This is a genomic window from Sphingomonas sp. GM_Shp_1, assembly GCF_026540895.1.
GTDB lineage: Bacteria > Pseudomonadota > Alphaproteobacteria > Sphingomonadales > Sphingomonadaceae > Sphingomonas.
This window is the reverse complement of sequence record NZ_JALNUR010000034.1, coordinates 1-26,303: the sequence shown is the minus strand read 5'-3', so window position 1 is coordinate 26,303 and position 26,303 is coordinate 1. Positions and strand designations below refer to the sequence as shown.

At 68.0% G+C, this 26,303-nt stretch carries 24 protein-coding genes and 1 tRNA gene; 9 read left to right on the top strand and 16 right to left on the bottom strand.

Annotated features, from left to right (window positions below):
* Positions 1-78: 78 nt before the first annotated feature.
* The 12 genes from OXQ33_RS14525 to OXQ33_RS14470 form a co-directional block, all read right to left on the bottom strand.
* Entirely contained in the window at positions 79-615 is a 537-nt protein-coding gene (locus tag OXQ33_RS14525; protein ID WP_267435405.1) for a tail tape measure protein, read from the bottom strand.
* On the bottom strand, positions 608-802 hold the full coding sequence (locus tag OXQ33_RS14520; RefSeq protein ID WP_267435404.1) for a phage tail assembly chaperone: 195 nt from the start codon (positions 800-802) through the stop codon (positions 608-610). Before OXQ33_RS14520 ends, OXQ33_RS14525 begins: the two co-directional genes overlap by 8 nt.
* The gene (locus tag OXQ33_RS14515; RefSeq protein ID WP_267435403.1) at positions 799-1,113 is read right to left on the bottom strand and encodes a gene transfer agent family protein; all 315 of its coding nucleotides are present in this window, start codon (positions 1,111-1,113) and stop codon (positions 799-801) included. The genes OXQ33_RS14520 and OXQ33_RS14515 overlap by 4 nt, the downstream gene beginning before the upstream one ends.
* On the bottom strand, positions 1,110-1,517 hold the full coding sequence (locus tag OXQ33_RS14510) for a phage major tail protein, TP901-1 family (protein ID WP_267435402.1): 408 nt from the start codon (positions 1,515-1,517) through the stop codon (positions 1,110-1,112). Before OXQ33_RS14510 ends, OXQ33_RS14515 begins: the two co-directional genes overlap by 4 nt.
* A 12-nt stretch (positions 1,518-1,529) precedes the next feature.
* Positions 1,530-1,919, bottom strand: a complete 390-nt coding sequence (locus tag OXQ33_RS14505) for a DUF3168 domain-containing protein (RefSeq protein ID WP_267435401.1) — start codon at positions 1,917-1,919, stop codon at positions 1,530-1,532.
* The gene (locus OXQ33_RS14500) at positions 1,916-2,410 is read right to left on the bottom strand and encodes a hypothetical protein (protein ID WP_267435400.1); all 495 of its coding nucleotides are present in this window, start codon (positions 2,408-2,410) and stop codon (positions 1,916-1,918) included. Before OXQ33_RS14500 ends, OXQ33_RS14505 begins: the two co-directional genes overlap by 4 nt.
* A 200-nt stretch (positions 2,411-2,610) precedes the next feature.
* Entirely contained in the window at positions 2,611-3,609 is a 999-nt protein-coding gene (locus tag OXQ33_RS14495) for a phage major capsid protein (protein ID WP_267435399.1), read from the bottom strand.
* Position 3,610: 1 nt separating this feature from the next.
* On the bottom strand, positions 3,611-3,991 hold the full coding sequence (locus OXQ33_RS14490; protein ID WP_267435398.1) for an HK97 family phage prohead protease: 381 nt from the start codon (positions 3,989-3,991) through the stop codon (positions 3,611-3,613).
* Positions 3,988-4,293, bottom strand: coding sequence for a DUF6127 family protein (locus tag OXQ33_RS14485; protein WP_261268701.1), 306 nt, complete (start codon positions 4,291-4,293; stop codon positions 3,988-3,990). The genes OXQ33_RS14490 and OXQ33_RS14485 overlap by 4 nt, the downstream gene beginning before the upstream one ends.
* On the bottom strand, positions 4,290-5,393 hold the full coding sequence (locus OXQ33_RS14480; RefSeq protein ID WP_267435397.1) for a phage portal protein: 1,104 nt from the start codon (positions 5,391-5,393) through the stop codon (positions 4,290-4,292). The genes OXQ33_RS14485 and OXQ33_RS14480 overlap by 4 nt, the downstream gene beginning before the upstream one ends.
* 124 nt (positions 5,394-5,517) lie before the next feature.
* The gene (locus OXQ33_RS14475) at positions 5,518-6,828 is read right to left on the bottom strand and encodes a terminase family protein (protein ID WP_267435396.1); all 1,311 of its coding nucleotides are present in this window, start codon (positions 6,826-6,828) and stop codon (positions 5,518-5,520) included.
* Positions 6,828-7,307, bottom strand: a complete 480-nt coding sequence (locus OXQ33_RS14470; protein WP_267435395.1) for a hypothetical protein — start codon at positions 7,305-7,307, stop codon at positions 6,828-6,830. Before OXQ33_RS14470 ends, OXQ33_RS14475 begins: the two co-directional genes overlap by 1 nt.
* Positions 7,308-7,494: 187 nt before the next feature.
* Between OXQ33_RS14470 and OXQ33_RS14465 the strand changes: the two genes are divergently transcribed.
* Positions 7,495-7,570: transfer RNA gene (locus tag OXQ33_RS14465), tRNA-Val, on the top strand.
* A gap of 291 nt (positions 7,571-7,861) precedes the next feature.
* Here OXQ33_RS14465 and OXQ33_RS14460 read toward each other — a convergent pair.
* Positions 7,862-9,844, bottom strand: coding sequence for a glycoside hydrolase family 127 protein (locus OXQ33_RS14460; RefSeq protein ID WP_267435394.1), 1,983 nt, complete (start codon positions 9,842-9,844; stop codon positions 7,862-7,864).
* A 164-nt stretch (positions 9,845-10,008) separates the two neighbouring features.
* Complete coding sequence (locus OXQ33_RS14455) at positions 10,009-11,055, bottom strand: substrate-binding domain-containing protein (RefSeq protein WP_267435393.1); 1,047 nt, start codon at positions 11,053-11,055, stop codon at positions 10,009-10,011.
* Between the two features lie 136 nt (positions 11,056-11,191).
* On the opposite strand from OXQ33_RS14455, the gene OXQ33_RS14450 reads away from it, so the two are divergent.
* The 5 genes from OXQ33_RS14450 (at position 11,192) to OXQ33_RS14430 (ending at position 21,703) form a co-directional block, all read left to right on the top strand.
* A complete protein-coding gene (locus OXQ33_RS14450; protein ID WP_267435392.1) occupies positions 11,192-13,249 on the top strand; it encodes a glycoside hydrolase family 31 protein in 2,058 nt (685 codons plus the stop codon).
* A gap of 59 nt (positions 13,250-13,308) precedes the next feature.
* Positions 13,309-14,703 carry an MFS transporter gene (locus tag OXQ33_RS14445; protein ID WP_267435391.1) on the top strand — a complete coding sequence of 465 codons (1,395 nt, stop codon included), beginning with the start codon at positions 13,309-13,311 and terminating at the stop codon, positions 14,701-14,703.
* A 23-nt stretch (positions 14,704-14,726) separates the two neighbouring features.
* Entirely contained in the window at positions 14,727-17,309 is a 2,583-nt protein-coding gene (locus tag OXQ33_RS14440) for a cellulosome protein (RefSeq protein WP_267435390.1), read from the top strand.
* A 92-nt stretch (positions 17,310-17,401) separates the two neighbouring features.
* Positions 17,402-20,158 (top strand): TonB-dependent receptor, encoded by a 2,757-nt coding sequence (locus OXQ33_RS14435; protein ID WP_267435389.1) that lies wholly within the window; start codon positions 17,402-17,404, stop codon positions 20,156-20,158.
* 156 nt (positions 20,159-20,314) lie between these two features.
* Complete coding sequence (locus OXQ33_RS14430) at positions 20,315-21,703, top strand: glycoside hydrolase family 43 protein (RefSeq protein ID WP_267435388.1); 1,389 nt, start codon at positions 20,315-20,317, stop codon at positions 21,701-21,703.
* Positions 21,704-21,716: 13 nt separating this feature from the next.
* Here the strand turns inward: OXQ33_RS14430 and OXQ33_RS14425 are convergent, their stop codons facing one another.
* Complete coding sequence (locus OXQ33_RS14425) at positions 21,717-22,535, bottom strand: arylamine N-acetyltransferase (protein WP_267435387.1); 819 nt, start codon at positions 22,533-22,535, stop codon at positions 21,717-21,719.
* A gap of 96 nt (positions 22,536-22,631) precedes the next feature.
* Here OXQ33_RS14425 and OXQ33_RS14420 point away from each other — a divergent pair, with 96 nt between their 5' ends.
* Positions 22,632-23,567 (top strand): L-threonylcarbamoyladenylate synthase, encoded by a 936-nt coding sequence (locus OXQ33_RS14420; protein ID WP_267435386.1) that lies wholly within the window; start codon positions 22,632-22,634, stop codon positions 23,565-23,567.
* Positions 23,568-23,695: 128 nt separating this feature from the next.
* On the opposite strand, the gene msrA is transcribed toward OXQ33_RS14420, so the two are convergent.
* Positions 23,696-24,235 (bottom strand): peptide-methionine (S)-S-oxide reductase MsrA, encoded by a 540-nt coding sequence (gene msrA / locus OXQ33_RS14415; RefSeq protein WP_267435385.1) that lies wholly within the window; start codon positions 24,233-24,235, stop codon positions 23,696-23,698.
* A 78-nt stretch (positions 24,236-24,313) separates the two neighbouring features.
* On the opposite strand from msrA, the gene galE reads away from it, so the two are divergent.
* Complete coding sequence (gene galE / locus OXQ33_RS14410; RefSeq protein WP_267435384.1) at positions 24,314-25,318, top strand: UDP-glucose 4-epimerase GalE; 1,005 nt, start codon at positions 24,314-24,316, stop codon at positions 25,316-25,318.
* A gap of 6 nt (positions 25,319-25,324) precedes the next feature.
* On the top strand, positions 25,325-26,164 hold the full coding sequence (locus tag OXQ33_RS14405) for a CoA ester lyase (protein WP_267435383.1): 840 nt from the start codon (positions 25,325-25,327) through the stop codon (positions 26,162-26,164).
* Positions 26,165-26,303 lie beyond the last annotated feature (139 nt).

The following is a 26,303-nucleotide window of genomic DNA, read 5'->3' as shown; positions in this document are numbered from 1 at the left end:
GCGTTTCCCAAATCCTCCCCATCTCCGATGGGGAGGGGGACCGCGCCCGCAGGGCGTGGTGGAGGGGCATGCCCGCCCTCAATCCTCCGCCAGAGCGGCCCGGACCGCCCGCGCCACCTGGCGACTGGAGCGTTGCAACACGCCCCCCGCCTCGCCCGGCCCGGCGTTGATCGTGATCGCCACCCGCACATCGCGCGGCGAACCGCCGGGGCGCAGTGTCTCCACCCGTCCGCTGCTGGTCGGCACGAAGAGTTCGGGGCCGCGCTCGCCGACCAGATAGGGCCGGTCGGGCGATACCGGTCCCCCCGTCGCCCGGCCGGGCAAGCCGCTCAGACCGCTCAACAGGTCGAGCATCCCCGCGCCGTCCTTCATGGCCCCCATGCCCTGTCGCAACGCTGCCCGTGCGATCTGGTCGAGCACCGACAAGGCGGTCGCCTTCAGTTCCTCGAAGCCAAATTTGCCGGTCCGCGCCGCGCGCAGCAGCGCCCCCTCGACCGTCCGCGCGCCGATCTCGGCCGCATCGCCCAGACCGCGCGACAGATCGGCACGCATCGCGGCCATGTCGGCGGCGAAGCCCCGCATGTCGATGCGGGGTGCAAAGTCCTGCTCATCCATCCGGATACATCTCCCGCAACCGGGCGAGCGTGGCGGCCGAGGGCGGATCGCCCCCGGTCGGCCCCATCATCGCCGTCACCACCGCCCGAAGCTCGGCGGGCGTGGCGCGCCAGAAGCGGTCGGGCGACCAGCCCAGCACCGCGCCCGCCATCCCTGCCAGCCGCCCCGCCTCCTCGGCAAAGGTCATTTCCCGCCCAATATCTGGCGCAGCAATTGCCGCAGCACGGGCGCCAGCGTCGCCAGCCCCAGTTCCACCAACGCCTCGCCCAACTGCTCGCGGCTCAACCCCTCTGGCACCTCGCGCAGGCAATGCCAGATCAGCGCCGCCGCCTCGCCCAGCGACAGCTTGCCCTCGCCCGCCCGCTCGACCAGTTCGAACAGCGGGCCCAGCTCGCCCTCCGCCGCGACCAGCGCCTGGAAGCTCGGCCGCACGACCAGTTCCGCACCGCCCACACGCAGCGCCGCCTCGCCCCGCACCGGGTTCGCCGCCGCGCTCATGCCGCCACCACCGCGCCGGAGCTTTCCAGGGCCAGCGTGTAGGTCCGCTCGCCGCCGAAATCGCCGCTGTAATCGAGGCGCGTGACCAGGAACCGCCCGGTCATCGACCCGCCGCTCTCGAAGCTCAACCGATAGGTCTCGATGGTGCCCGCCAGCGCATGGCCGCGCATCCGTGCCTCCGCCGCCGATCCGGTGAAGACGCCCGCACCCGCGACGCTGACATGCCGCACGCCCGCGCCGGACAGCAGCTCGCGCCAGCCGCCCGAATCCTTGCTCGTCACCACCACCGTCTCGCCATTGATCGACAGTTGCGTCGTGCGCAGCCCCGCCATGGTGGCGAAGGCAGGCGGTTCCGCCCCGTCGCCGATCTTGAGCAGAAAGGCGCTTCCCTTTTCGATTGCCATGCCCGTTTCCCCCTATTGCCCCACGCGCCACAACCGCGCGCGCCACTCGACGCTCGCCGTCCAGCGTGCGCCCGTCTTCACCATGCGGGTCGCCGTCACGGCCCACCCCGCCACCTGCCAGCCATCGGCCAGCGCAGCCGACAGCGTGATTCCCTCCACCGCCTGCATCGCGGCGCGCAGCCGAAGGGGCCGTTCGCCCTCGTCGGTCAGCGTGACGGCCACGCGCAGTTCGCGCCCCTCGATCCCCGCCGCGCCCCAGTCGCTCTCGCCCGGCTCGCCCAGCACCGCCTGCGGCACGCTGGCCCGGACCGGCACGGCGTCGAACACCGTCACCGCCAGCGGCTGCAACGCGGCGCGCAAGGCCGCCAACAGCCCGGCCCGCAAGGCCTCCCGCGCGGTCATGCCCGCCTCGGCGCGTCGAGCCGCATCCGCCGCCAGGGCCGCCACAGGGCCGCGACGGCGGCGGGCGGCGCCACGGCGGCATCGCGATTGTCGAACAGATGCGCGCCCATGATCGCCACGCCATGCGCGATTTCGGGCGGCAGGCCCGCCCAGCCCTCGGCGAGCCCCGCGCGATACCGCACCGTCACCGCCTCCCCCGCCCGGACCCAGCCGCGCCCGTCGCGGTCGATCTCGCCCACGCCGCCGGACAGTATCGCGACGACCGGCGTCGCCGACAGCGCCTGCCACGCCAGTGCACCTGGCACCGGTTCCTCGACGATCCGCTGAATCAGCATCTGCCCGCAAAAGGATTCGGCCAGCCCCAGCGCGACGCCCGCGACGCGCTCCACCAGCGCCGCCTCATTCCCTTCTTCCAGTCGCAACAGCGCGCGCACCGCGCCCGCCGCCGCCGTGACGGACTGGGCGGGCATGGGCTCCCTGATCCCGCTCATGATGAATTCTCCTTCACCGATACAAGTTGCGACAAGCCGGACACATGGGCGTCACACTTGGGGAGCAGAGACGTTTTCAGCCGCTGCCCGCCTCCCCCTTGGGCACCGGCCATGCCGACCCTGCGCCCCCCGGCCGGGCTCGGCATTCTCCCTGAACTACGGGGCAGCCTCCTGCGGGCTGCCCCGATTTTTCCAGCGATTTAGTTCGTCGCGAACTTCATCAGCTTGATCGCCTCCGAGTCGCTGACGCAGCCGCCGACTCGCCGCGTGGCGTAGAAAGTCACGAACGGCTTGTTGCTGTACGGATCGCGCAGGATCGCGGTCTCGGCGCGTTCGGTGATCAGATAGCCCGCCTGGAAATTGCCGAAGGCGATGGCGCACGCATTGTCCGCGATATCGGGCATGTCCTCCGCCTCGATCACCGGATAGCCGAGCAGGGTGGCGGGCTGGCCCGCCGTCAGGCCCGGTGCCCAGATGAACTGGCCGTCCGTCGTCTTCAGCTTGCGGATGCTCGCCGAGGTCGCCGCATTCATGACGAAGCACGCGCCCTGGCGGTAGGGCGCCCGGAGCGACTGGACCAGATCGACCAGCCGCTCATCCGCCTTGGCCCCGAACGCCCCCGTCGCGCCGGTCGCCAGATATTGCAGCGTGCCGAACGGGCGCACCCCGTCCTTGGCGGTCGAGATGGCATTGGTCAGGAAGCCCTTGGGCCGGTTGACGCCCGAGCCGTTGATGAAAGCCTGTCCCTCGGCCCGCGCGAACTCGGTCGCGATCTCGCCCGCGAGCCAGCCCTCCACATCGAAGGCCGCATCGTCCAGCATCGCCTGGCTGGCCGAAGGGTTGGCGTACAGCTCGCCCATCGGCGGGGCGAGTTCGACGAAGCTGGGCGTCGCGGTTTCGGGCCGCGCCGCCGTCTCACTCGCCCAGCCCGAGGGTGTGCCGCCGGTCGTCACCAGCTTGCGATACCCCGCCGAGCCCACCGTCACGACATTGGCGATGGCGCGGATCGGCGAGACATTCTTCAGGACCGAGGCGATCGCCGCGTCGATCTCACGCGGCACGGCGAACCCGCCGCTGTCGCCGGTGGTGCCGGTAAAGGCCTTCAGCTCGACGGTCGTGCCGCTGCGCACATAGCCGTCAAAGGCGCCGCTCTTCGCTGCCCGCGCGCCGTCCAGCACGGGTCGTTCGATCACGTCCATATCAATCCCCCTTGGTCAAAAACTGAGTCACCCGGGCGAGCGGCTGCATCGGCACCGTCACCAGACTGATTTCGATAAGCTCGGCCGACAGGATGGCGCGGGCCGCGCCCTGATGGACGACACGCGGCCGGTATCCGACCGACAGCCCCGCCACCGCGCCCGAACGGACCAGCGCGGCGAGCGCCGGATCGCCGACCACGCCCTCGACGGCGAGCCCGGTGTCGTCTTCCGTCAGTCCGACGATCCGCCCCATCGGCTCGCCCCGATGCTGCCACAGCAGGGGCACGTCGCCCGCTCCCGCAAAGGCGCCGCGCCGCATGACATCGCCCGCCCGGTCCATCCGGTCCCAGATCGCGGCATAGCCGGTGAAGTGCAGGCTCATTTCAGCCAGTCCTCCATCCCCAGCCGCATCGCGATTCCCGCCAGCAGCAGCGCCCCCAGCAGCCGCGTCAGCCAGCCGACCGCGCTTTTCCACACCGACGACTTGGCCTCGCGCCACGCCGACAGCAGTTCGCGCAGTTCGGCGACATCCTCCGCCGCATCGGCATCGGCCAGGCCCAGCCGGGTCAGCGCCCGTGTCGCGCCCAGCTCGCCCGCCTCCTCGGCGACCGCGCGCAGCGTCACCAGATCCGCGCCGCTGTCCGCCGCCTGCGCCAGCAGCCGCGCCAGAACGTCGCCGCTCATGACAGGCCGACCATCTGGCGCTTCTCCGCCGGATCGAGGAAGTCGGCGCTCGCCGCCATCTGCCACAGCATCTGGCGTTCCTCGGCCAGAGCGGTGACACGGTTGATGTCGACCGACAGGCTCGCCCCCTCGAACCAGCCCGCCAGCCCTTGCGAAAGCCCGCTCAGGATCGCGCCCGCCAGCGGCAGGATCGCCTGTCGCCACAGCGCCCGGTTCGCCTCGCGGTAATTGGCATAGGTGTTGTCACCGGGGAGCCCGAGCAGCATCGGCGGTACGCCAAAGGCCAGTGCGATCTCGCGCGCCGCCGACGATTTTGCCGCGATGAAGTCTAATTCTGCCGGCGACAGGCTCATCGCCTGCCACTTCAGTCCGCCCTCCAGCAGCAGCGGACGCCCGGCATTGCCGCTTCCGGCAAAACCTTCCATCTCGGCACGCAACCGCTCGAACTGGTCGGGCGTCAGCGTCGAACCATCACCCGGATCATAGACCAAGGCCCCCGAAGGCCGCGCCGCATTGTCGAGCAGCGCCCGGTTCCACGCCGCCGCCGCATTGTGGATCGCGATCGCCCCCGCCGCCGCGCCCAGACAGCCCAACCCGTAATGATCGTCGAGCGGGTGGCAGCTTTTCAAATGCACGACCTGCGGCCGCACCGGATCGACCGGCAGCGTCGTCACCCGTCCCCCGGCGCGGTAGAGGAACGCGGCGGGCCAGCCGCTCGAGTCCAGCTCCATCGTCACCCGCTCCGGGCGCAGCGCGAACAGCTCGGCCACCTCGCCCTCGGCATCGCGCAGGATCTGCACATAGGCATTGCCGTGCAGCAGCAGATGGGTCGCCACCGTCTCCAACAGCGCCTGCCCCTCGCTGCGCGCCGCGACCAAAGCGACGAGTTCGGGATGCGAGGCGCTGAGCGGCGCATCGGCCAGCCCGCCCGCGACCATCCGCACCGCACGCTGCGCCACCGGGTTGCGCAAATACCCCTCGCGCACCTGGGTCTCATAGGACGGTGCCGAGCCCGTCAACGGCACCCCCGACCGGGCCAAACCCAATCCGAGCAGCGGACGCGCGGCCCCCCGCCCGGTCTTGCGACCGAACATCCTCATCGTCATCCCTCCTCGAAAGGCCCGCCGCCCCAAATCGGCGTCCGTCGCCCCAGCGAAGGCTGGGGCCTCTCTCGACCCATTGCTGCACCACCCGGAGATCCCAGCCTTCGCTGGGATGACGGGTTCAGAGATTCCGTATCCCCGGCGGCCCCCGCCCCGACAGCATCAGTTCGGTCAGCGCCCAGACCAGCGCATCCGCCCGGTCCGGCGAGCGGCCGGGCCCGTCATAGGCCCCCGCCACGCCCAGCCCGCACAGCTCGTCCTCCAGCGCCGGGAACCCCCGCGCATGCCACACCCGCCCCTGCGCGTAGAGGAACGACACCGGCTCGGCGCGCGCCGCCTTGCCGATAGAGGCATAGACCAGATGCACCGGCAGGGTCGGATCGGCGAGCCGCAGCACACTCTCCACCATGTCGCCGCCCTGGTTGCGTTCGGCCACCACCCGGTCCGCGCGGTTCCGCCGAGCACATCCCGCCACCCGCGCCGCCCAGCCCTCGGGCGACAGGCCCGCCTCGCTCGCATCCTCCAGCACATAGCCATGACCGTCGCGCCCCAGCCCGACCGCGACGATCCCGCAGGCATCGCCGCTGCTCGTCGCAGGCGGATCGACGCCGACCACCACCCGGTCGAGCGCGGGCACCGTCTTGGCCCGTTGCCGGTCGAGCAGCGCGCGGGTCCACAGCGCCCCCTCGCGATCGTCGACCATCTCGCCGTCCAGCTCCTGCCGCCCCAGCCGCGTGTCGCCATATTGCGCGATCATCGCCTCCTGGAAGCTGTCGGGCAGATGGGCATTGTCGCTGGTCCGCCCCATCGTCTCGACGCAATCGGGCAGCGCCATGACCTTGCGCATCAGCGGCGTCGCCCGCGGCGTGGTCGTGACCAGCACGCGCGGCTGCTCGCCCAGCCGGAGCGTCATCATCAGATTGTCCCATCCGGCCTCCCCCTTCCACTTGCCCAGCTCGTCGCACCACGCCGCATGATGCTGCGGCCCGCGCAGAGCCTCGGGCGCGGCGGCCGAATAGGCGAAGCCGATCGCGCCCGACGCGAAATGCACCTGCCCCAGGCTGCCGATCCACTTCGGCGTCTCGCCCTTGCGCGCCACCGCCAACAGTCCGCTTTCGCCGCGCACCATCACCCGTTCCACATCGCGCAGGGTCGCGCCCATCAAGGCGATCCGCGCCCCCGGATTGTCGCGGGCGAGACTGCTCACCCATTCCGCCCCGGCGCGCGTCTTGCCGAACCCGCGCCCCGCCCGGATCAACCAGACCCGCCAGTCGCCCGGCGGCGCGACCTGTCCGTCATGCGCCCATAATTCCCATCGCTCGACCAGTTCGCGCTTCTGCGCCGGGGTCAGCGCGGCCAGCGCCCGCTCCCGCGCCACCGGTTCCAGCATCGCCAGCGTGACAAGCCGCGTCGCCGCATCCTCCCTCGCCATCACGCCATCCCCTTCAACCGCCGCCGCGCCAAGCCATCGAGCGCGCGTTCCAGCGCCGCATCGGTCTCCGCCGCACTCGCCCGCGCCGCCTCGTTGCCCGAGTCACCGGCCTTCGCCAGCACATCGCGGCGTGCGAGCAGCTTCAAATAGAGTTGCACCTCGGTCGGTGCGAGCGGCGGGGTGATGGAGAGGCCGGTGGTCCCCGCACCGGCCTCTCCGCCTCCCTCCCCGTCCCCGGCCGCCAACAGGGCGAGCATCCGGCGCAACAGCCCTTCCTCGACCAGCGCATGCGCCGCGCCGATCGCCTGGTCCCAGGCCTCGCCAAAGGCCCGGTCGCGCCGCCTGAGCGAGCGGACGGCCCCGAGCGTCTCTCCCACCGCCCGTGCCGCCACGCCCGCATCGGCGCTGACCGCCAGCGCCTCCAGGAATTGCCGTCGCCGCGCCGTCGTCCACCGCGCGCCCTCCCCCGTTTCGGCCATCCCCGCTCCCCCCGAAGCATCGAGCCCGAACCCGGTCGCTCCCTCGACCGCGCCCGTTCCCGATGTTCTCGTTATGTACCGGAGATAATCGACTTTGTATCCAACAAAGGAACCGATTTGGTTGGCCGCGCAAAAGCGGCTTGCCAGACGCAGAACGCATCGGCATTAGGCGGGGCTTACCCCGAGGGGGCGATTAGCTCAGTTGGTAGAGCGTCTCGTTTACACCGAGAATGTCGGCGGTTCGAGCCCGTCATCGCCCACCATATTCCGACGCAATTCAACCGCACGATCCCGGCGAAGGCCGGGGTCCAGATGCCATGCGGTCGGCGGAGCGCCGATGCGTCGAGAGAGATTTTGTTCGCGCGGAGGCGCGGAGAACGCGGAGGTGTTTCGCCCGTGGCAGATTTATGCTTCTTTCCACCGCGTCATGGTGAGGGCAGGCTGCGGCCAATCGGACACCCTCTCTGCATCCTCCACGCCTCCGCGCGAACAAATTAACCGCAACGAAAAGGCAACCAAACCCCGGCCTTGGCCGGGTTAATTGTGGTCCGCGATCAGGCCAGCTTCCAATACGTTGCATATCGCTCATGCGCGATCCGGTGGTACGGGACCAGCCGCACCGGTTGGCCGTCCGCCGCAGGGATTGTGAACTCCAGCGGCTTGCCCGAGGCACTGATCTTGCGCGTCAGCTCCTCCGGCTCACCAGACAGGGTCGGCGCCTGGAAGGGCGTGTCGTTATACTCGCCATATTTGCGCTCGTTGACGATGATGTCCGCGCCCGGGGCCAGCCCTTCGCGGCCCAGCGCGCCCGCCAGCACCAGCGGGCCATAGGTGAAGGCAACGATCTCCGGCGCGGCGGGGGCGCTTTCGACGCCGGGTTCCATGACCATCCGCCATTCGACCGTGTCGCCGGTCTTCCACGTCCGGGTCACCTCGGCATAGCTGCCCGGCTTGTCCGAGCGCTGGACCTCGGCCCCGTTGACCAGCAGGGTCGCGGCCCGGCTCCATTTCGGGTGGCGCAATTTCAGCGTCAACTCGGTCGGCTGGCGCAGCTTCCAGCGGAACTCGGTGTTCCCCGCCTCCGGAAAACGGGTCGCCTGGGTCAGCACCGCGCCCTTGTCGGCCCAGGTCACGCTGGAGGGGATGAAGAGGTTCACGTACATCGCGCGGTCGTCATGGAAGTAGATCGAGTCGCGATACTTCACATGATTTTCCATCCCCGTGCCGGTGCAGCACCAGAAGCTGTCTTCGGGGGTGTGATAGAGCTTCATGTAGCCCGGCCGCGCGCCCTGGAAATAGGTCGCCATCCCGGAGTCCGGGTCCTGCGAGGCGAGGATGCCGTTATAGAGCGTTCGCTCGTAATAATCGGCATATTCGGCGCGCGGATCGTGCAGGAACAAGGCGCGGGTCAGCTTCAGCATATTGTGCTGGCAGCAGGTTTCCGAGCCCTTGGCCGAGAACACATGCTTGTCGAAATCGGCCATGGCGAAGAAATGCTCGCCATCGCCATGCCCGCCGGTCGCGAAGGCGCGGGTATGCGCCACCGTCCGCCAGAAGAACGCCGCCGCATTCCGATACTGGTCGTCGCCGGTCGCCTCGAACACGCGCTGGAAACCGATGATCTTGGGGATTTGCGTGTTGGCGTGCATCCCGTCGAGATGATCTTGCCCCTTGACCAGCGGGTTCATCACCGCCTTTTGCGAAAAACGCCGGGACAGCGCGCGATAATCCTCGTTACCGGTCATGAAATACAGGTCGGCATAGACCTCGTTCATGCCGCCATATTCGGTTTGCAGCATCGTCTCGAACTGTTCGTCCGACAGCGGCCTGGTCGCCACCACGCCCCAATCGGCCAGCCGGATCAGCACCGCGCGCGACGGCGCGCTGTCCGCCAGCAGCACCGAGTCGCGAAGCCCCGCATAGACCTTGTGCAGCGTGTACCAGGGCACACCGGTGATCGGCTCGCCCCGCAGATGCGCGGCGACCAGCGCGGCCCCCTTGGGGAAGGCGCAGACCAGGCCGGTGCCCGCCGCCTTCTGGCACGCGGCCAGTTCGTTCGCGATATAGTCGATCCGCTGGCGATAGCGCTTGTCCTTGGTCGCGCGGTAAGCCAGCGCGCAGGCGGACAGATAATGGCCCAGCGTATGGCCATGGCAGTTGATCTCGTCCCACATCGGTTCCGATTCCCAGCCGCCATAGACGGGCGCCTTGGGCTTCAAACCGGCATTGGTGCGGAAATTGGCGAGCAGCCGATCGGGTTGCAGGCGCATCAGATACGCCTCGGTCATCTTCTGCGCATGGAGGAAGGGACTGTCCGCCAGCGTCACATCGGCCATGTCGAAGGGCTGGACCATCGTGGCGGGCGCGGGGCTGATCGCCTTGGCCTGCGCCCAGGCGGCGGCGGGCATCACCGCCCCCCATCCGGTCGCCAGCGCGCCGATGCTGGCGGTCGCAAGGACGTCGCGACGCGACGGGGCATGGCAGCATGAGCGCACCGATCTTCTCCGACTAATTCTATTTTTCCTATGGGTAGCCATGCTCGGGCGGCGGGCGCAACATATATTTGCCGCCGACCAAAAACCGTTTCCGATCCGTCCTGTTCACGACCTTGGCGCGGTGGAGGGTGGCCGAACAGTCGACAGGATTCTCCGCACATCCCCATGCGAAGCGGGAATTATTTGTCGGACAGCACTTTTCGCCGTCAGACTGTCGAGATCGGCGCCTCGCTACGGGTCCGGTGGCTTTGCCCCAGGCGGAGTGCCATCTTCCACAGCGTCTGGACCGGCGGGTCATCGACGCGCTGATGCCCCGGCAGCATCGCGACCAGCGCCTGGGCCAGCGCCAGGCCCAGATCGCCCAACTCCAGCGAGAAGCAGGTCAGGTCCGGCGACAGCGCGCGGCAGGCGGGATTGTCGCGCAACCCGATCACCGCCACGTCGCCCCCCGGCTCCAGCCCCAGCCGACGCAGCGCGCGATACGCCCCGACCGGCGCGGTCTCGCCCATCAGCAGCAACGCGGTCGGGCGGTCGGAGAGCGCCATCAGCTCGCTGGCGGTCGCTTCGCCGTCGCTCTCATCCGTCTCGCCATGATGGACCAGCGCGGGGTCGAAGCCGATCCCCGCCTGCGCCAACGCGTCGCGATAGCGCTGCACCACGATATGGCTGTTGTTGATCGTCGCGGGCGGCGCGACCAGCCCGATACGGCGATGCCCCGCCCCGATCAGCAGCGCCATCGCCTCGGTCACCACCCCTTCGAAATCCAGGTCGATCCAGGCATAATCGCGCGCCGTGTCGGTCCGCCCGAGCGCGACGAAAGGGATGGCCTGGTCCAGCAGGAAGGCGATCCGGGGATCGTCATGCTGCGTTCCCGACAACACCCAGCCATCGACCGTGCGACGCGACACATGCCGCCGCAGGAAGGTCAGCCCGTCCTCCCCTTTTCGCGCCAGCAGCACGACGAGGTCCAGGTCCTGCTCGCCCAGCCCGTCCTGTAACCCCTCCAGCAGCGCCATGAAGAACGGGTCGCCATGGATCGCGCTGTCATGCTCCAGCGTCAGCATGAAACCGACCGTCCCGGTCCGCCCGCTGCGCAAGGTCCGGCCCGACTGGTTGGGGATATAGCCGAAGGCCCGCGCAGCCTCGACCACCCGCTGCCGCGTCGCGGGGCTGACGTCCTTGCGGTCGTTCAGCGCGCGCGACACCGTGCCGATCGACAGGCCGAGATGATGGGCGAGCTCGCGTATGTCCATGCGCCTGTGATCGCGGTGTGGCGCGATCGACACAAGAGGCATTGATTCCACAGGGGCATTGACAGGACCATTTGTCCGAGCGATTATCCGTAAACGTTTACGGCCATCGCAGAATGGCGTTGAGAGGAAATAGGGCTTGGACACGCTCGTTCTGGAGACTCGTGCCATCGGCTGGGCCTATGATGGCAACTGGCTGCGCATCGAGGCACATGGCCCCGATGGCCTGCGGCTGCGGGCATCGTCCTTTCCCGATCGGGGTGCGCGGGCCGGCGCTCTGCTCGACGCTCCCACGGATACGACGCCGTCCACGCCAATCGTCACCCGCGACGGCGGCACCGCTCGCATCACCCATGGGCGCATCACCGCCGAAGTCGATCTTCAGGGCCGTGTCCGCTTCCTGAATGCACGGGGCGAGGTGCTGCTGGAGGAAAAGTGGCGGCAGCGCGACACGATCAGCCAATATTGGACGGTCGGCACCAAGGAGGTCCGCACGATCAGCGCGCTCGGCCTGTCGGGGCGCGAGTTCCAGGTGCTGCCCGGCGAGGTCGCGCGGATCACCGTCCGGTTCGAGGCGAAGCCGGGCGAGCGGCTGTACGGCATGGGCCAGTACCAGCAGCCCAATCTGGATCTGGCGGGCTGCACCCTGGAACTGGCGCAGCGCAATTCGCAGGCGAGCGTTCCCTTCGTCGTGTCGAGCCATGGCTATGGCCTGTTGTGGAACATCCCCGCCGTGGGCGAGGTGCATTTCGCCGCCAATGGCGCGACCTGGACCGCGCGGGCGGCGCGCGAGATCGACTATTGGATCACCGCCGCCGACGCTCCGGCCGAGATCCTGCGCAATTATGCCGCCGTCACCGGCACCGTGCCGATGATGCCCGACTATGCGCTGGGCCTGTGGCAGAGCAAGCTGCGCTACCGGTCGCAGGACGAATTGCTGGCGGTCGCGCGAGACTATCACGCGCGCGGCATTCCGCTGGCGGTGATCGTCGCCGATTTCTTCCACTGGCCGGTGCAGGGCGACTGGCGCTTCGACGAGCGCGAATGGCCCGATCCCGCCGCGATGACCGCCGAATTGAAGGCGATGGGCACCGAGTTGCTCGTCTCGGTCTGGCCGACGGTCGATCACCGTTCGGAAAATTATGCCGATATGGCGGAGAAGGGCTATCTGGTCCGTGCGGTGCGCGGGCTGGACGTGCAGCAGGAGTTTCTGGGCAATACCCGCTTCATCGACGTGACCCATCCCGGCGCGCGCGATTTCCTGTGGCGGACGGCGAAGCGCAACTATCGCGACAAGGGCGTCGCGCTGTTCTGGCTGGACGAGGCCGAGCCCGAATACAGCGCCTATGACTTCGACAATTACCGCTATCACGCGGGCAGCGTGCTGGAGGTCGGCAACGCCTATCCGCTCCATTACGCCCAGGCCTTTCACGACGGGCTCAGCGCCGAGGGGGAGACGGAGATCGTCAGCCTCGTCCGCTGCGCCTGGGCAGGGAGCCAGCGTTACGGCGCGCTGGTCTGGTCGGGGGACATTCATTCCTCGTTCGAGGCGATGCGCAACCAGCTGAGCGCCGGACTGAACATGGCGATGGCGGGGATTCCGTGGTGGACCACCGATATCGGCGGCTTCCATGGCGGGCATGTCGAGGACCCCGCCTTCCACGAACTGATGATCCGCTGGTTCCAATGGGCGGTATTCACGCCGATCCTGCGGATGCACGGCCACCGCGATCCGATCACCCCGCCCGCCGAGCCGTTCCGCGATGGCGTCGCCCAGTGCGACACCGGCGCGGGCAACGAGCTATGGAGCTTCGGCGAGCCGGTGTTCGCGATCCTGCGCGACTATGCCGCCCTGCGCGAGCGGTTGCGACCCTATGTCGCGTCGCTGATGCGGGCGGCGCATGAGAGCGGCGATCCGCTGATGCGGCCGATATTCTATGATTATCCCGACGATCCGCGCGCCTGGGCGGTGGACGATCAATATATGTTCGGCCCCGACATTCTGGTCGCCCCGGTGACGGCGGCGGGGGTGACGGAGCGGAGCGTCTATCTGCCCCGCGGCATCTGGCGCGACGCCTGGACCGGTGAGCGGGTCGAGGGCGGCGGCGACATCGCCTGCACCGCCCCGGTCGAACGGATACCCGTCTTCCTGCGCGACGGTGCGGGTGTGGCGGACGCTTTCGACGCGCGGAACTGATCGCGGTACAGGACAAGGCGGGATCGTCAAAAGGCGAACCGGGGACAAGGGACAGGATAATGGCAGCATCGATCGCCGACCACGCCATAGGGGCGACGGAACCGCAGCCGACCGACGGTCAGGCGGCGTCGATCCCGTTCGTCGAAAAGCTCTGCTACGGCCTCGGCGATGCGGGGGGCACGATCGTCACCGGGCTGATCGCCAATTTCCTGACCTTCTATTACACCGACGTCTTCGGCCTGGCGCCGGGGATCGTCGGCATCCTGTTCCTGTCGCTGCGCATCTTCGACGCGGTGTCCGATCCCCTGATCGGCATCATGGCCGACCGCACCTCGACCCGCTGGGGCCGGTTCCGCCCCTATCTGCTGTGGACCGCGATCCCCGTGGGGCTCGCCTGTTTCCTGACCTTCCAGTCGCCAGACCTCGGCTATGACGGCAAGGTCGCCTATGCGGCGGTGACCTATTTCCTGCTCGCCTTCTCCTATTCGCTCAACAACGTGCCCTATTGCGCGCTGATCACCCGGATGACCGACAGCGCGCGCGAGGGCGTGGCGTGCCAGTCGGTGCGTTTCGCGCTGGTCGCCATCGCCTCCTTCTGCGTGTCGGTCGGGCTGCCGATCATGGTTCGCCAGCTCGGCGGCACCGACATCGCACGCGGCTATCGCGACGGGGTGGCGATCCTCAGCCTGGCGGCGGTGGTGATGTTCCTGATCTGCTTCCTGTTCGTGCGCGAGCGGGTGGTCGCCGCCGACAGTGCCGAAGTACCGCTGAAGGTCGCCATCGCCACCACGCTGAAGAACGACCAGTTGCGCCTGACCTTCGTCATGACGCTGCTGCTGATCGGCATCTTCAATACCAAGGGGGGCGCGGCGCTCTATTTCATCACCTATGTGCTGGGCGGGGACACCACCTATCAGGCGCTGTTCTTCGGCATCGCGACGGCGGGCGGGTTCCTGGGTTCGGTGATCGTCCCCTTCTTCACCCGGCGTTTCGACGTGAAGACCGTCTATGTCTGGGTGAACCTGATCCTGGTCGCCGGGCATTTCGCCGCCTTCTTCGTGCCGGGCGGCTATCCGATGCTCTGGCTGGTGCTGGTCGGCCTGTGCTGCATCGTCCTAGGCTGCACCTTGCCGCTGCACTTCACCCTGATCCAGTTGGCCGACCAATATGGCGAGTGGAAGCTGGGGATGCGCTCCTCGGGCATGAGCTTCGCCTTCAACCAGTTCTTCGTCAAACTCGCCTGGGCGCTGGCGGGGGTGTTGATCAGCGGCGTGCTGGTCATCGTGTCGTACAAGGCGGGGGCGGGCAACCAGACGCCACTGTCGCTGAACGGCATCCGCGCGCTGTCGACCATCATCCCCGGCCTGATGCATCTGGCGCTGGCCGCCACCGCCGCCCGCCTGATCCTGAACCGCGCCACGATCGCGCGCATGACTGCCGAACGCCCCGCATGACCTTCCAGCCGAAAGCCCGCCTCATGTCCTCGCCCCTTCGCCTGATCCTCGCCACGCTGCTCGGCTCGACCGCCATCGCCGCCTCCGCGCAGGAGCGGCTGACCGTCGATCTGGCCAGCGATACCGGGGCCTTTCACGGCGGTGCGTCGGGGACGCTCTATGGCCTGTACGATGCGCGGCTGCCGCATCCCAATCTGGTCGAGGGGATCGGGCTTCGCACCGTCTCGACCAAGGCGCAGGACGGGCCGCAGCATCCCGGCGCCGATGCGCTGGAGGTCTCGACCCTGCTGACCGATGCGTCAGGCGGCGACACCTATATCTACATGACCGATATCAACCGCGAGTTTCCCTACAATTGGAAGACCGGCGACTGCGCGCAATCGGTCGCGCATTATATCGAACAGTTGCGCGCCCAGGTCCGCCAGGTGAAGGGCATGGCCAAGCGCTATCGCGACCGGATCGTCTTCGTCCCCTATAACGAGCCCGACGGCAACATGTTCGCCGACGGTCCCAAGAGCTGCAACGGCGTGAAGTGGCAGAAGGACCCGACCGCCTTCAACGACGCCTGGGACCGGGCGGTGCGGATGATCCGCCAGGAACTGCCCGGCGCGCGGATCGCGGGGCCGAACACCAGCATCCTGTTCCCCGAGGTCGAGGGCTTTCTGCGCCACGCCATCGCGGCGGACACCATGCCCGACGTGGTGACCTGGCACGAACTCAGCAACCCGGCGGCGGTGCGGACCAGCGTGCGCAAGTATCGCGAATGGGAGGACCGGCTGTTCGCCGGGACCAAGTGGCAGGGTCGCCACCTGCCCATCAACATCAACGAATATGCCTATAACTATCACACCTCGGTCCCCGGCCAGATGGTGCAGTGGGTGGCGGCGATCGAGGATTCCAAGGTCGATGCCGATATCGCCTATTGGAATATCGACGGGAATCTCAGCGACTCCGCCGTGCAGGCCAATCGCGGCAACGGGCAATGGTGGCTGCTCAACGCCTATGCGACGATGAGCGGCCATACGCTGGCCGTCACCCCGCCCCATCCCGACCAGAGCTATACATTGCAGGGGCTGGCGACGCTCGACCCCGCGCGGCGGCAGATGCGCCTGCTGTTCGGCGGCAAGAGCGGCGACGCGACGGTCGCGCTCGCCCATGTCCCCGCCGCGTTCGGCTCCGAGGTCCGGGTTCGCGTGCGTGAGATCGGCTGGACCGGCCAGTTGGGTGATTCCGCCCCGCCGGTCACGATGGGCGAGCGGATGATGGCGGTGAAGGATGGCCGCATCGAACTGACCTTCGGCCAGGGTGACTGGCCCGCGCTTCGCGAAGAGGCCGCCTATGAGCTGCTGCTCACCCCGGCGGAAGGGACTCAGGCCGCCGCCGTCACCCTGCCCTGGCGACAGGATTATGAGGCGGAGAAGGCGACCCGGCGGGGCCAGGGCCTGGCGGTACGCGGGCCGGAGGGGTCGCCGGATCATGTCGACCGTTTCCACACCTCGGGCGGTTACTCGGTCGAGGGGTTCAAGACTGGTGCCGACGCCGCGCTCGACTTCGCGGTCGAGGTGCCGCGCACGGGCCGCTACGACCTGCGCGTGCTCGCCAGCACCTTCAACAAGGACCCGCTCGTCACCGACCAGGGGGCGACCAACGTCTTCCTGCGGATCGACGGGCAGAAAGCGGGCGAGACCGAGCTGTTCCTGCCGCTGGGCTACAAGCCCTCGGTGCTCGACCATGTCGATACCGTCGTCAGCCTGACGCGCGGCAAGCATGTCCTGACGCTGGCGACGCGCAGCCTGGACGGCACGCGCGCGACGCGGGGCAACGCACTGGTCGACCGCATCACCCTGACCGCCGCCGATCCCGCCGTCACCACGGTCCGCTACGACGTGCGCGACGCGATGGTGGCGGGCGATACCGCCACCTTCTGGGTTTACGGCGTGCAGGACGAAGCGGCGACACTGACCGCCGACGCGAGCGGCCCGGTGCAGATCCGCGTCAACGACCGGCCCCTGACCGGGGGCGAGGCATTTCTGCTCGGCGGGATCAACAAGGTCGAGGTGACCGGCGCGGCGCGTCTGCGCGGCCTGACCGTCACCCGCGACACCGCCCCCGACGCCCCCCGTCGCTACGAGGCGGAGGCCGCGCAGGTTGCCGGGACCGCACGGATCGGCGCGGCCTCGCTGGCGAGCGGCGGACGCGCGGTGTTCGACATCGGTGGCGCGCCGGGCAACGGCAACACGCTGACCTTCCCCAATGTCGTCGCCGACAGAGCGGGCAGCTATGCGCTGACCGTCCGCTTCTCCAATGACGAACAGTCCAAGGCGACGCATTACAATCCCGACCCGCTCGCCCGGATCGCGCGCATCTCGGTCAACGGCGCCAAGCCGATCCTGGCGACCTTCCCCAACAGCTTCCACGCCAACAATTGGTGGGAGATGACGGTACCCGTCACCTTGCGCGCCGGGACCAACACCATCCGGATCGCGGGCGAGGAGCAGCCCGATTGGGACGGCCGCACCTATGCGTCCAAGACCTGGCCCGGCGTCCTGCTCCGATCGCGCTTCGCGCCCAATATCGACCGGATCACCGTCTCACCCATGCCCTGAACGACCGGATTCCGGGTGACGCCGAATACGGCGCATCCGGAATCCGACCACGACCGAAAACGTTTTCATTAAGAATATCAAAGGAGGGGTTTATGAAGCACGCATCGATCGGTGGCCTTTTGGCCTCGGCATCCATTCTCGCCACCCTGGCGCTGGCCGCCCCCGCGACCGCCCAGAGCCAGGCGCCCCAGGCCGAACCCGCGCCGGATCAGCCACAGGAGCAGCCCGCCGGCCAGACGGCACCGGGCAGCGCCGACATCATCGTCACCGGCATCCGCCAGAGCCTGAGCAACGCGCAGAACATCAAGCGCAACTCGGACGCGATCGTCGATGCGCTGGTGGCCGAGGATATCGGCAAATTCCCCGACAACAACGCCGCCGAGGCGATCGCGCGCGTCACCGGCGTGCAGGTCACCCGCTATGCCGACGAAGCCAATGGCGTGCTGATCCGCGGCCTGCCCAATGTCCAGACGACGGTGCAGGGCCGCGAGATCTTCACCGCCGATGGCCGATCGGTCTCGATCCAAGACTTCCCCGCTCAGGCGCTGTCGCGGGTCGAGGTCTACAAGGCAACGACCGCCGACAATCTCGAAGGCGGCATCGCGGGCCTGATCGACGTGGGCCTGCGTCGCCCGTTCGACTTCAAGGGCTTCCAGATCGCGGGCGCGGCGCGCGGCGTCTACAACACCGAATCGCGCAAGCTCGACCCGATCGGCAGCCTGCTGGTCAGCGACCGGTGGCAGACCGGGATCGGGGAGATCGGCGCGCTGGTCAACGTCTCCTTCACCCAGACCCGCTTCCTGAACTCGGTCCGCTATCAGGGCTTTCAGGACAATGTCCCCGCCGCACAAGCGGTCCTGCCCGCCTCGGTCGGCCGCAACTTCACCTTCCCGCAGGATATCGGCCTGTTCTACGGGCGCGGCACCCGCCAGCGGCCCTCGGTCAACGGCTCGCTCCAGTGGAAGCCCGCCGACAACCTCATGATCTATGCCGATGGCTTGTATCAGGGCTATCGCAACCGCAACGCCAACGACTTTTTTGGCATCCCGATCCAGTCCAATCCCAATGGCGGCAACCCGCCGACGATCCGCAACGCGGTGCTGACCCAGGACGGTACGACGCTCGAATCCTTCGACGTGGACCTGGGGCTGGTCAACGGGCCCAGCAAGGAATTCGGCACCAGCCGCACCGACACCTATCAGGGTGCGCTGGGTGCCAAGTGGGAGACCGGCAACGCCGTCTTCACCACCGACCTCGCCTATACGCGCTCGACCTCGAACAACAATTGGGGCCAGTTCCAGACCCAGGTCGCGACGCCGCTGTCGCTGGCGGTCAAGCTGAACGACCAGGGCAGCGTGAACTTCACGCCCAGCGGGGTCGACTTCACCAATCCCGACAGCTTCATCATGCGGGGCCTGATCGAGAATCGCAGCCGCGCGGTCGGCAGCCAGTGGCAGTGGCAGGGCAATGTCGCGCTCGAGACGGGTTCGTCGCTTTTCCCCAAATTCCTGTTCGGCCTGCGTTACGGCGATCGCAACGCCAGCTCGGTCTATGGCGATCGCTATGCCTCGCTGGTCAGCCTGGGGGACCCGATCAACCGGGTGCCGACCGTGTCGCAGGGCGGCTTGGTCCAGCCGGGCTTCCACGGCGACGACGTGCAACAGTTCCGGTCCTGGTACGCCCCCAACGCCTTCCTGTTCAACGACCAGTTGAACAATGTCCGCGACTATATCCGCGACGCGCTGGTCCGCGCCGGAGCGGATGCGGGCACGCGTGCCGCCTGGGCGCCCGAGCTGCCCAATCTCAACCCGCTCAACGCCTTCCAGGCGCGCGAGCAGGTCTATACCACCTATGCGCAGGTCAATTACGCCTTCAACATCGGCATCCCCGTCGACGGCGTGATCGGCGCGCGCGTGATCCTGACCCGCAACAAGCTGAACGGCACCAACCAGTTGCCCGATGGCAATGGCGGCACCGTGCTGGTCCCGATCAACTCCTCGACGCAATATACCGACATCCTGCCGAACATCAGCGCGCAGTTGCACTTCACCGACCGGCTGAAGCTGCGCCTGTCGCGGACCCAGGCACTGTCGCGGCCCGGTTTCAACCAGATCAACCCGACACTGACCGTCTCGCAGGGCACGGTCGGGGGCAATATTTCCTACACCGGCAATGGCGGCAACCCGAACCTGCAACCGATCCGGTCGGACAATTACGACGCCTCGCTGGAATATTATTTCTCGCGGACCGGGTCGGTGTCGGTCGCGGGATTCTACCGCAAGATCAACGGCTTCATCAATTCGCTGCCGCAGATCGTCAATGTCGCGCCGTTCGGCGACATTCTGGTCTATCGCCCGTCCAATGCGGGATCGGGCACGATCAAGGGGATCGAGGTGGCGGGCACCACCTTCTTCGACTTCCTGCCCGGGGCGTTGCGTGGGCTCGGGGCGCAGGCCAACTTCACCTATATCGATGGTGAGCAGGTCCTGCCCTCCGCCGCCAATTTCGCCGGCGGGCGCAACACCCTGCCCGGCGTGTCCAAGTACAGCTTCAACGTCATCGGCCTGTACGAGCTGGGGCCGACGAGCGTGCGACTGGCCTATAATTACCGTAGCTCCAATGTGGACGGCTTCGGTGCGCCGGGCGTCTATACCACCGTCTATTCGGGCGGGGTCGGGCGGCTCGATCTGTCGGCCAGCTATAATGTGAACGACAATATCACGCTGACGGTGGACGCGACCAATTTGCTGCGCACGCCGTACCACAGCTATGTGAAGGACCCGCGCTATCCGCGCGACATCCGGTGGGAGGCGAGCCTGTTGTCGGCGGGCGTGCGTTTCCGGTTCTGAGCCGGATCGACGATCAAGTATTCCTCCCCTGCAAGGGGAGGGGACCACGCATAGCATGGTGGAGGGGTGTCCCGCTCTCGATAGGGCGACGCCCCTCCGTCAGGCCTGACGGCCTGCCACCTCCCCTTCCAGGGGAGGAAAAGAAGGGGGAGCGACATGAAGGACGGATGGCGGTCGGGACTGGGGGCATTGGCCCTGATGATGATGGGGATCATTCCCGGCGCGGCGCGGGCCGACAATCCCGTCATCCAGACCCGCTTCACCGCCGACCCGGCACCGCTGGTCCATGACGGCGTCGTCTATCTCTATGCCGGTCATGACGAAGATGGCGCGACCGGATTCGATATGCGCGACTGGCGACTCTATAGCTCGACCGACATGGTCAACTGGACCGACCGGGGATCGCCCGCCTCGCTCAAGACCTTCGCCTGGGCCGAGCAGGACAATGGCGCCTGGGCACCGCAGGTGATCGCGCGGAACGGCAAATTCTATCTCTATGCGCCCGTTCGGGTGGCGGGGAAGCCCGACACGGTGATCGGGGTCGCGGTCGCCGACCGGCCGGAGGGGCCGTTCCGCGATCCGCTGGGCAAGCCGCTGATCCCCGCGCGCGCGGGCGCGATCGACCCCACCGTGGCGATCGACGATGACGGCCAGGCCTATCTCTACTGGGGCAATCCCGACCTGTGGTACGTCAAGCTGAACCGCGACATGACCAGCACGTCCGGCGCGGTGGTGAAGGTCGCCAAGCCGATCGATTATCAGGAGGGGCCCTGGTTCTACAAACGCGGCCCGCATTACTACATGGCCTATGCCTCAAGCTGCTGTCCCGAAGGGATCGGCTATGCGATGAGCAGCAAGGCCACCGGCCCGTGGGTGCACAAGGGGCCGGTCATGGATCCGACCGCCGCCTCCACCGGCAATCATCCCGGCATCATCGACTATAAGGGCCGATCCTATCTGTTCGGCTTCCACTATGAGCTGAACTTCGCGCTGACACCGATCCATCACGAGCGGCGCTCGATCACCCTGCGGCAATTCACCTATAATGCCGATGGCACCATCCCGCGCCTGCCCTGGTGGGACGATCGCGGCGTAGACCAGATCGAACCGCTCGATCCCTATCGCTGGGTCGAGGCGGAGACGATCGCCTGGACCTCGCGCATCGGGCGCGATCGCGACCGGCCCTATCGCTGGGCCCCCGGCGTGACGACGGCGCAAGGGGATGACGGAAGCGTCCATGTCACCCGCATCGCCGACCGCAGCTATATCAAGGTCGGCGGCGTCGATTTCGGGCGCGGCGCGGCCAGCTTCGCCGCCAGTGTTACCAAGGTGCGGGGCCGCCCGACGATTACCCTGCACCTCGACCGGGTGGACGGCCCGCAGATCGGGACGCTGACGCTCGCCGAGGATACGGGCCCCGACTGGCGGCCCCGGACCGCCGCCGTCACCGGAGCGAACGGCGTGCACGACCTGTATCTGGTCTTCCACGGCGATGGCGACGCGCTGTTCGACTTCGACCGCTGGCAGTTCCGCCGGGCGGAGTGACGCGGCGCTTGGGTCAGTCCGCGAACAGGCTGGCCGTCTCGTCGGCGGTCAGGTCGATGCCGAACATCAGGCTCATCCGCATCCGATAGACGCGCGGATCGCTCAGCGTCGCGCTGGTCTCGTCCTGGCCGACCCGGCGGCGATAATGCCGGTCGGTCAGCGAGGCGAAGCCGTGTGGCAGGATGATGCTGACGATATTGGCCTGGCGGAACCGGCTGTCCTCGGCGGTCGCGGTCCAGTGATTGCCCAGGATCAGATCCGCGTCCCAGACCTGATCGGTGGTGAAGCTGTACTGCGGCTCCCACCCATCGCCCGTCGAGCGGCCATCGGTATGCCCCGGATGACCGTTGCGCAGCAGCATCCAGCCATGCTGGACATCGCGGGCCAGCCGGAAGCGCGCACCGTCGGGCGCGGTCGCCTCCGCCCCGTCGACCAAGGGCATGGGCGGCGAATAGCTGCCCCCGAAGCCCGCATCGGCGATCCAGTCCTGCCCGTCGATATGGACCAGGCTGAACGTATGGGTGGTCGGCGGCACGTCGCTGGCGCGCAGCCAGACGCGGGCGAGCAGCGGGCGCGCGGCAAAGCCGTGCGCGGCCAGCGCGTCGAGGAACAGCCGGTTCTGCTCGAAACAATAGCCGCCGCGCTTGGCGGTCACCAGCTTGGCGAAGACGCTGTCGCTGTCGATCGCGATCGGGCGGCCCAGCCGCACATCGAGATTCTCGAACGGAATGGCCAGCCGGTGCGCCCATTGCAGCCGGGCCAGTCCCTCGGCATCGACGGTGACGCGCGACGGAAGGGCGATGCGGGCGAGATAGGAATCGAGATCGAACATGATCCGCCAGATAGGGTGCCGAATGCCGATTGTCGAAGGGGGACGCGGACCACCCCTTATCGCGGCGGCGGCGAGCTTGTATAGGGCGGCGCGACCATGCGCTTTCCCGACCACGATCCGACCCTGGCCTTCTCCCCGCTCGCGATCCGCGCCGCCGCCGATGTCATTCTGGCGGGCGGGATCGTCGCGGTGCCGACCGAGACCGTCTATGGCCTGGCCGCCGACGCCACCGACGCCGGAGCGGTCGCGCGCATCTATACGGCCAAGGGGCGCCCTTCGTTCAACCCCTTGATCGTGCATGTCGCCGATCTGGCGGCGGCACAGAAGCTGGCGCTGTTCGATACCGATGCGCTGGCGCTGGCCGAGGCGTTCTGGCCCGGGCCGCTGACGCTGGTCCTGCCGGTGCGCGCCGGGTCGGGCATCGCCTCGCTGGTGACGGCTGGGCTGGAGACGGTCGCGATCCGCGTGCCCCGCCACCGGGCGATGCAGGCGCTGCTGGCGGAGAGCGGTCGCCCCCTCGCCGCCCCTTCCGCCAACGCCAGCGGCGGGATCAGCCCGACCCGCGCCGCGCATGTCCGCGCCAGCCTGGGCTCCGCCGTGCCGATCCTGGACGATGGCGCGACCGAGGCGGGGCTGGAATCGACCATCGTCGCCGGCCGCACCATCCTTCGCCCCGGCCCCGTCACCGCGTCGATGCTGTCGGAGGTACTGGGGTCCGTCGAGCAGGGCCCGGACGCGCCCGCCATCGTGACCGCGCCGGGACAGCTCGCCAGTCATTACGCACCGCGCAAGCCCCTGAGGTTGAACGCGACCGAGGCGGCGGCGGATGAGTGGCTGATCGGGTTCGGCGCGGTGGCGGGGCAGGATACGCTGTCCGCCAGCGGCGATCCGGTCGAGGCGGCGGCGAAGCTGTTCGACGCGCTCCACCGCGCCGATGCCGGCGACCGCCCCAGGCTGGCCATCGCGCCGATCCCGGTCGAGGGGATCGGGGAGGCGATCAACGACCGGTTGCGGCGCGCGGCGACGCGATAGGGGTTTCGGCTCCGCCAATCCCTTGGCCTTCGACTGCGCTCAGGCTGAACGGAGGGTGGGTCCGGCCAAAGCCCCGTTCGCGCTGAGCGAAGTCGAAGCGCACGCCCCGGACCTCGCCCGAGGCGAAATTACGCCGTCACCGCCTTCGACCGCGCGGCGAAGCTCTTGCGCAGCTTCTGGAGCTTGGGCGGGATCACCGCCATGCAATAGGGGTTCGACCGGCCCGACGTTTCCCAATAATCCTGATGGTAATCCTCCGCCGGATACCACGGCGCCATCGGCTCGATCGTCGTGACGATCGGCTTGTCGGAACCCGCCTGGGCGCGTTCGGCGGCGGCCTTCATCGCGGCTTCCTGGCGCTCGTCGGCCGGGAACATGGCCGAGCGATACTGGGTCCCGACGTCATTGCCCTGCCGGTTGAGCTGCGTCGGATCATGCGTCGCGAAATAGATGTCCAGCAGGTCGTCCAGCGCCAGCTGCTCGGGATCGAAACCGATGCGGATCGCCTCGGCATGGCCGGTGTCGCCGCCGCAGACCTGCTTGTAGGTCGGGTTGGGGACGGTGCCGCCGATATAGCCGCTTTCGACCGATTCCACGCCGATCACGTCCTTGAACACCGCCTCGGTGCACCAGAAGCAGCCACCCGCCAGTGTCACATACTCAGTCACGCGAAATCTCCTCGTCGTCTTGTATGCTTAGATAGGAAGGCGCTAGGCCACGGCAATCCAAGGGTTCGGGACAAAGTGATGACGACGATCGACGGCAAGGTGATGGTGACGGGTGGCGCGGGCTATATCGGCAGCCATGCCGTGCTGGCCCTTCTGGATGCGGGCCATGAGGTCGTCGTGCTCGACAATCTGGTCACCGGCTTCGACTGGGCGGTCGATCCGCGCGCCGCGCTGGTGGTGGCGAACGTGGCGGACGACGACCAGGTCCGCGCCGCGATCCGCGAGCACCGGGTCCGCGCGATCATGCATTTTGCCGGTTCGGTCGTGGTGCCGGAATCGGTCAGCGATCCGCTCAAATATTACCGCAACAACACCGCCGCCAGCCGCTCGCTGATCGAGAGCGCGGTGGCGGAGGGCGTGCCACACTTCATCTTCTCCTCGACCGCCGCCACCTATGGCACGCCCGAAAAGGTGCCGGTCGCGGAGAATGATCCCAAGGCGCCGATCAACCCCTACGGCATGTCCAAGCTGATGACCGAGATCATGCTGAAGGACGTCGCCGCCGCGCATCCGATCAATTACTGCGCGCTGCGTTACTTCAACGTCGCGGGCGCGGACCCGCAGGGCCGGTCGGGCCAGTCGACGGTCGGCGCGACCCACCTCATCAAGATCGCGGTCGAGGCGGCGATCGGCAAGCGCGAGGCTGTCGGCGTCTATGGCACCGACTTTCCGACCCGCGACGGGACGGGGGTGCGCGACTATATCCATGTCTCCGACCTCGCCGCCGCGCATGTCGCCGCGCTCGACCGGCTGGTCGCGCAGCCGGGCGAGAGCCACACGCTCAATTGCGGCTATGGCCGGGGCTTCTCGGTCCTCGAAGTGCTCGACGCCGTCGACCGCGTGACCAATCACACGATCGAGCGCCGCCTGGAGGGTCGCCGCGCGGGCGATCCGGCGGAGCTGGTCGCGGACAATGGCGCGATCCTGTCCACCCTGGCCTGGCGTCCCGAGCGCGACGATCTGGACGGTATCGTCCGCGACGCGCTCGCCTGGGAGCGCAAGCTGGCCGAGATGGGACGCTAAAACGCCATGCGGCTGCGTTCGCTGCTGTTCGTGCCGGGCGACCGGCCGGACCGGATGGCCAAGGCGATGGGATCGGGCGCCGACGCGCTGATCCTCGACCTGGAGGATGCGGTCGCCCCCGATGCCAAGCCGCACGCGCGCGACGCGGTCGCCCGGTTCCTGACGGAGCCGCGTGACGGTGCGGTGGCGCTGTTCGTGCGGATCAACCCGGTCGACGGGCCGCTGGCGGCGGACGACCTGGCGGCGGTGCTACCCGCCCGGCCCGATGGCATCGTGCTGCCCAAGGCCGAGGGGCTGGTCAGCCTCCATGCGCTGGCGGCGCGCGGGGTGAACCATATCCCGATCCTGCCGATCGCCACCGAGACCCCGACCGCGCTGTTCCGGCTGGGCGACTATGCGGGGTCGAGCCTCCCGCTCGCCGGGCTGACCTGGGGCGCGGAGGATCTGCCCGCCGCGATCGGCGCCGCGACCGCGCGGGAAGCCGATGGCGCCTATACCCCACCCTATCAACTCGCCCGCTCGCTGACCCTGTTCGGGGCGCATGCGGCGGGGGTCGCCGCGATCGAGACGGTCTATCCCGATTTCCGCGATCTCGAAGGACTGGCCGCCTATGCCGCGCGCGGACGGCGCGACGGCTTTACCGGGATGATGGCGATCCACCCGTCCCAGGTGCCGGTCCTCAACGCCGCCTTCACTCCCTCGGCGGACGAACTGGCCCGCGCGCGGGCGATCGTCGATCTGTTCGCCGCCCATCCCGGCGCGGGGGCATTGCAACTGGATGGCCGGATGGTCGATGCGCCGCATCTGAAGGCGGCGCAGGCCCTGCTCGCACGCGCTCAAGCCTAGCGCGGATAGCATCCATTCTCGTGCAAAGACGCGATGAATATGTTCGCGCGGAGGCGCGGAGGACGCGGAGATGGTATGTCTGAGGCGACCGCAGTCCCTTTTGGCCATCCGCGAATTCTCGAGCGGAATGACATCAGTT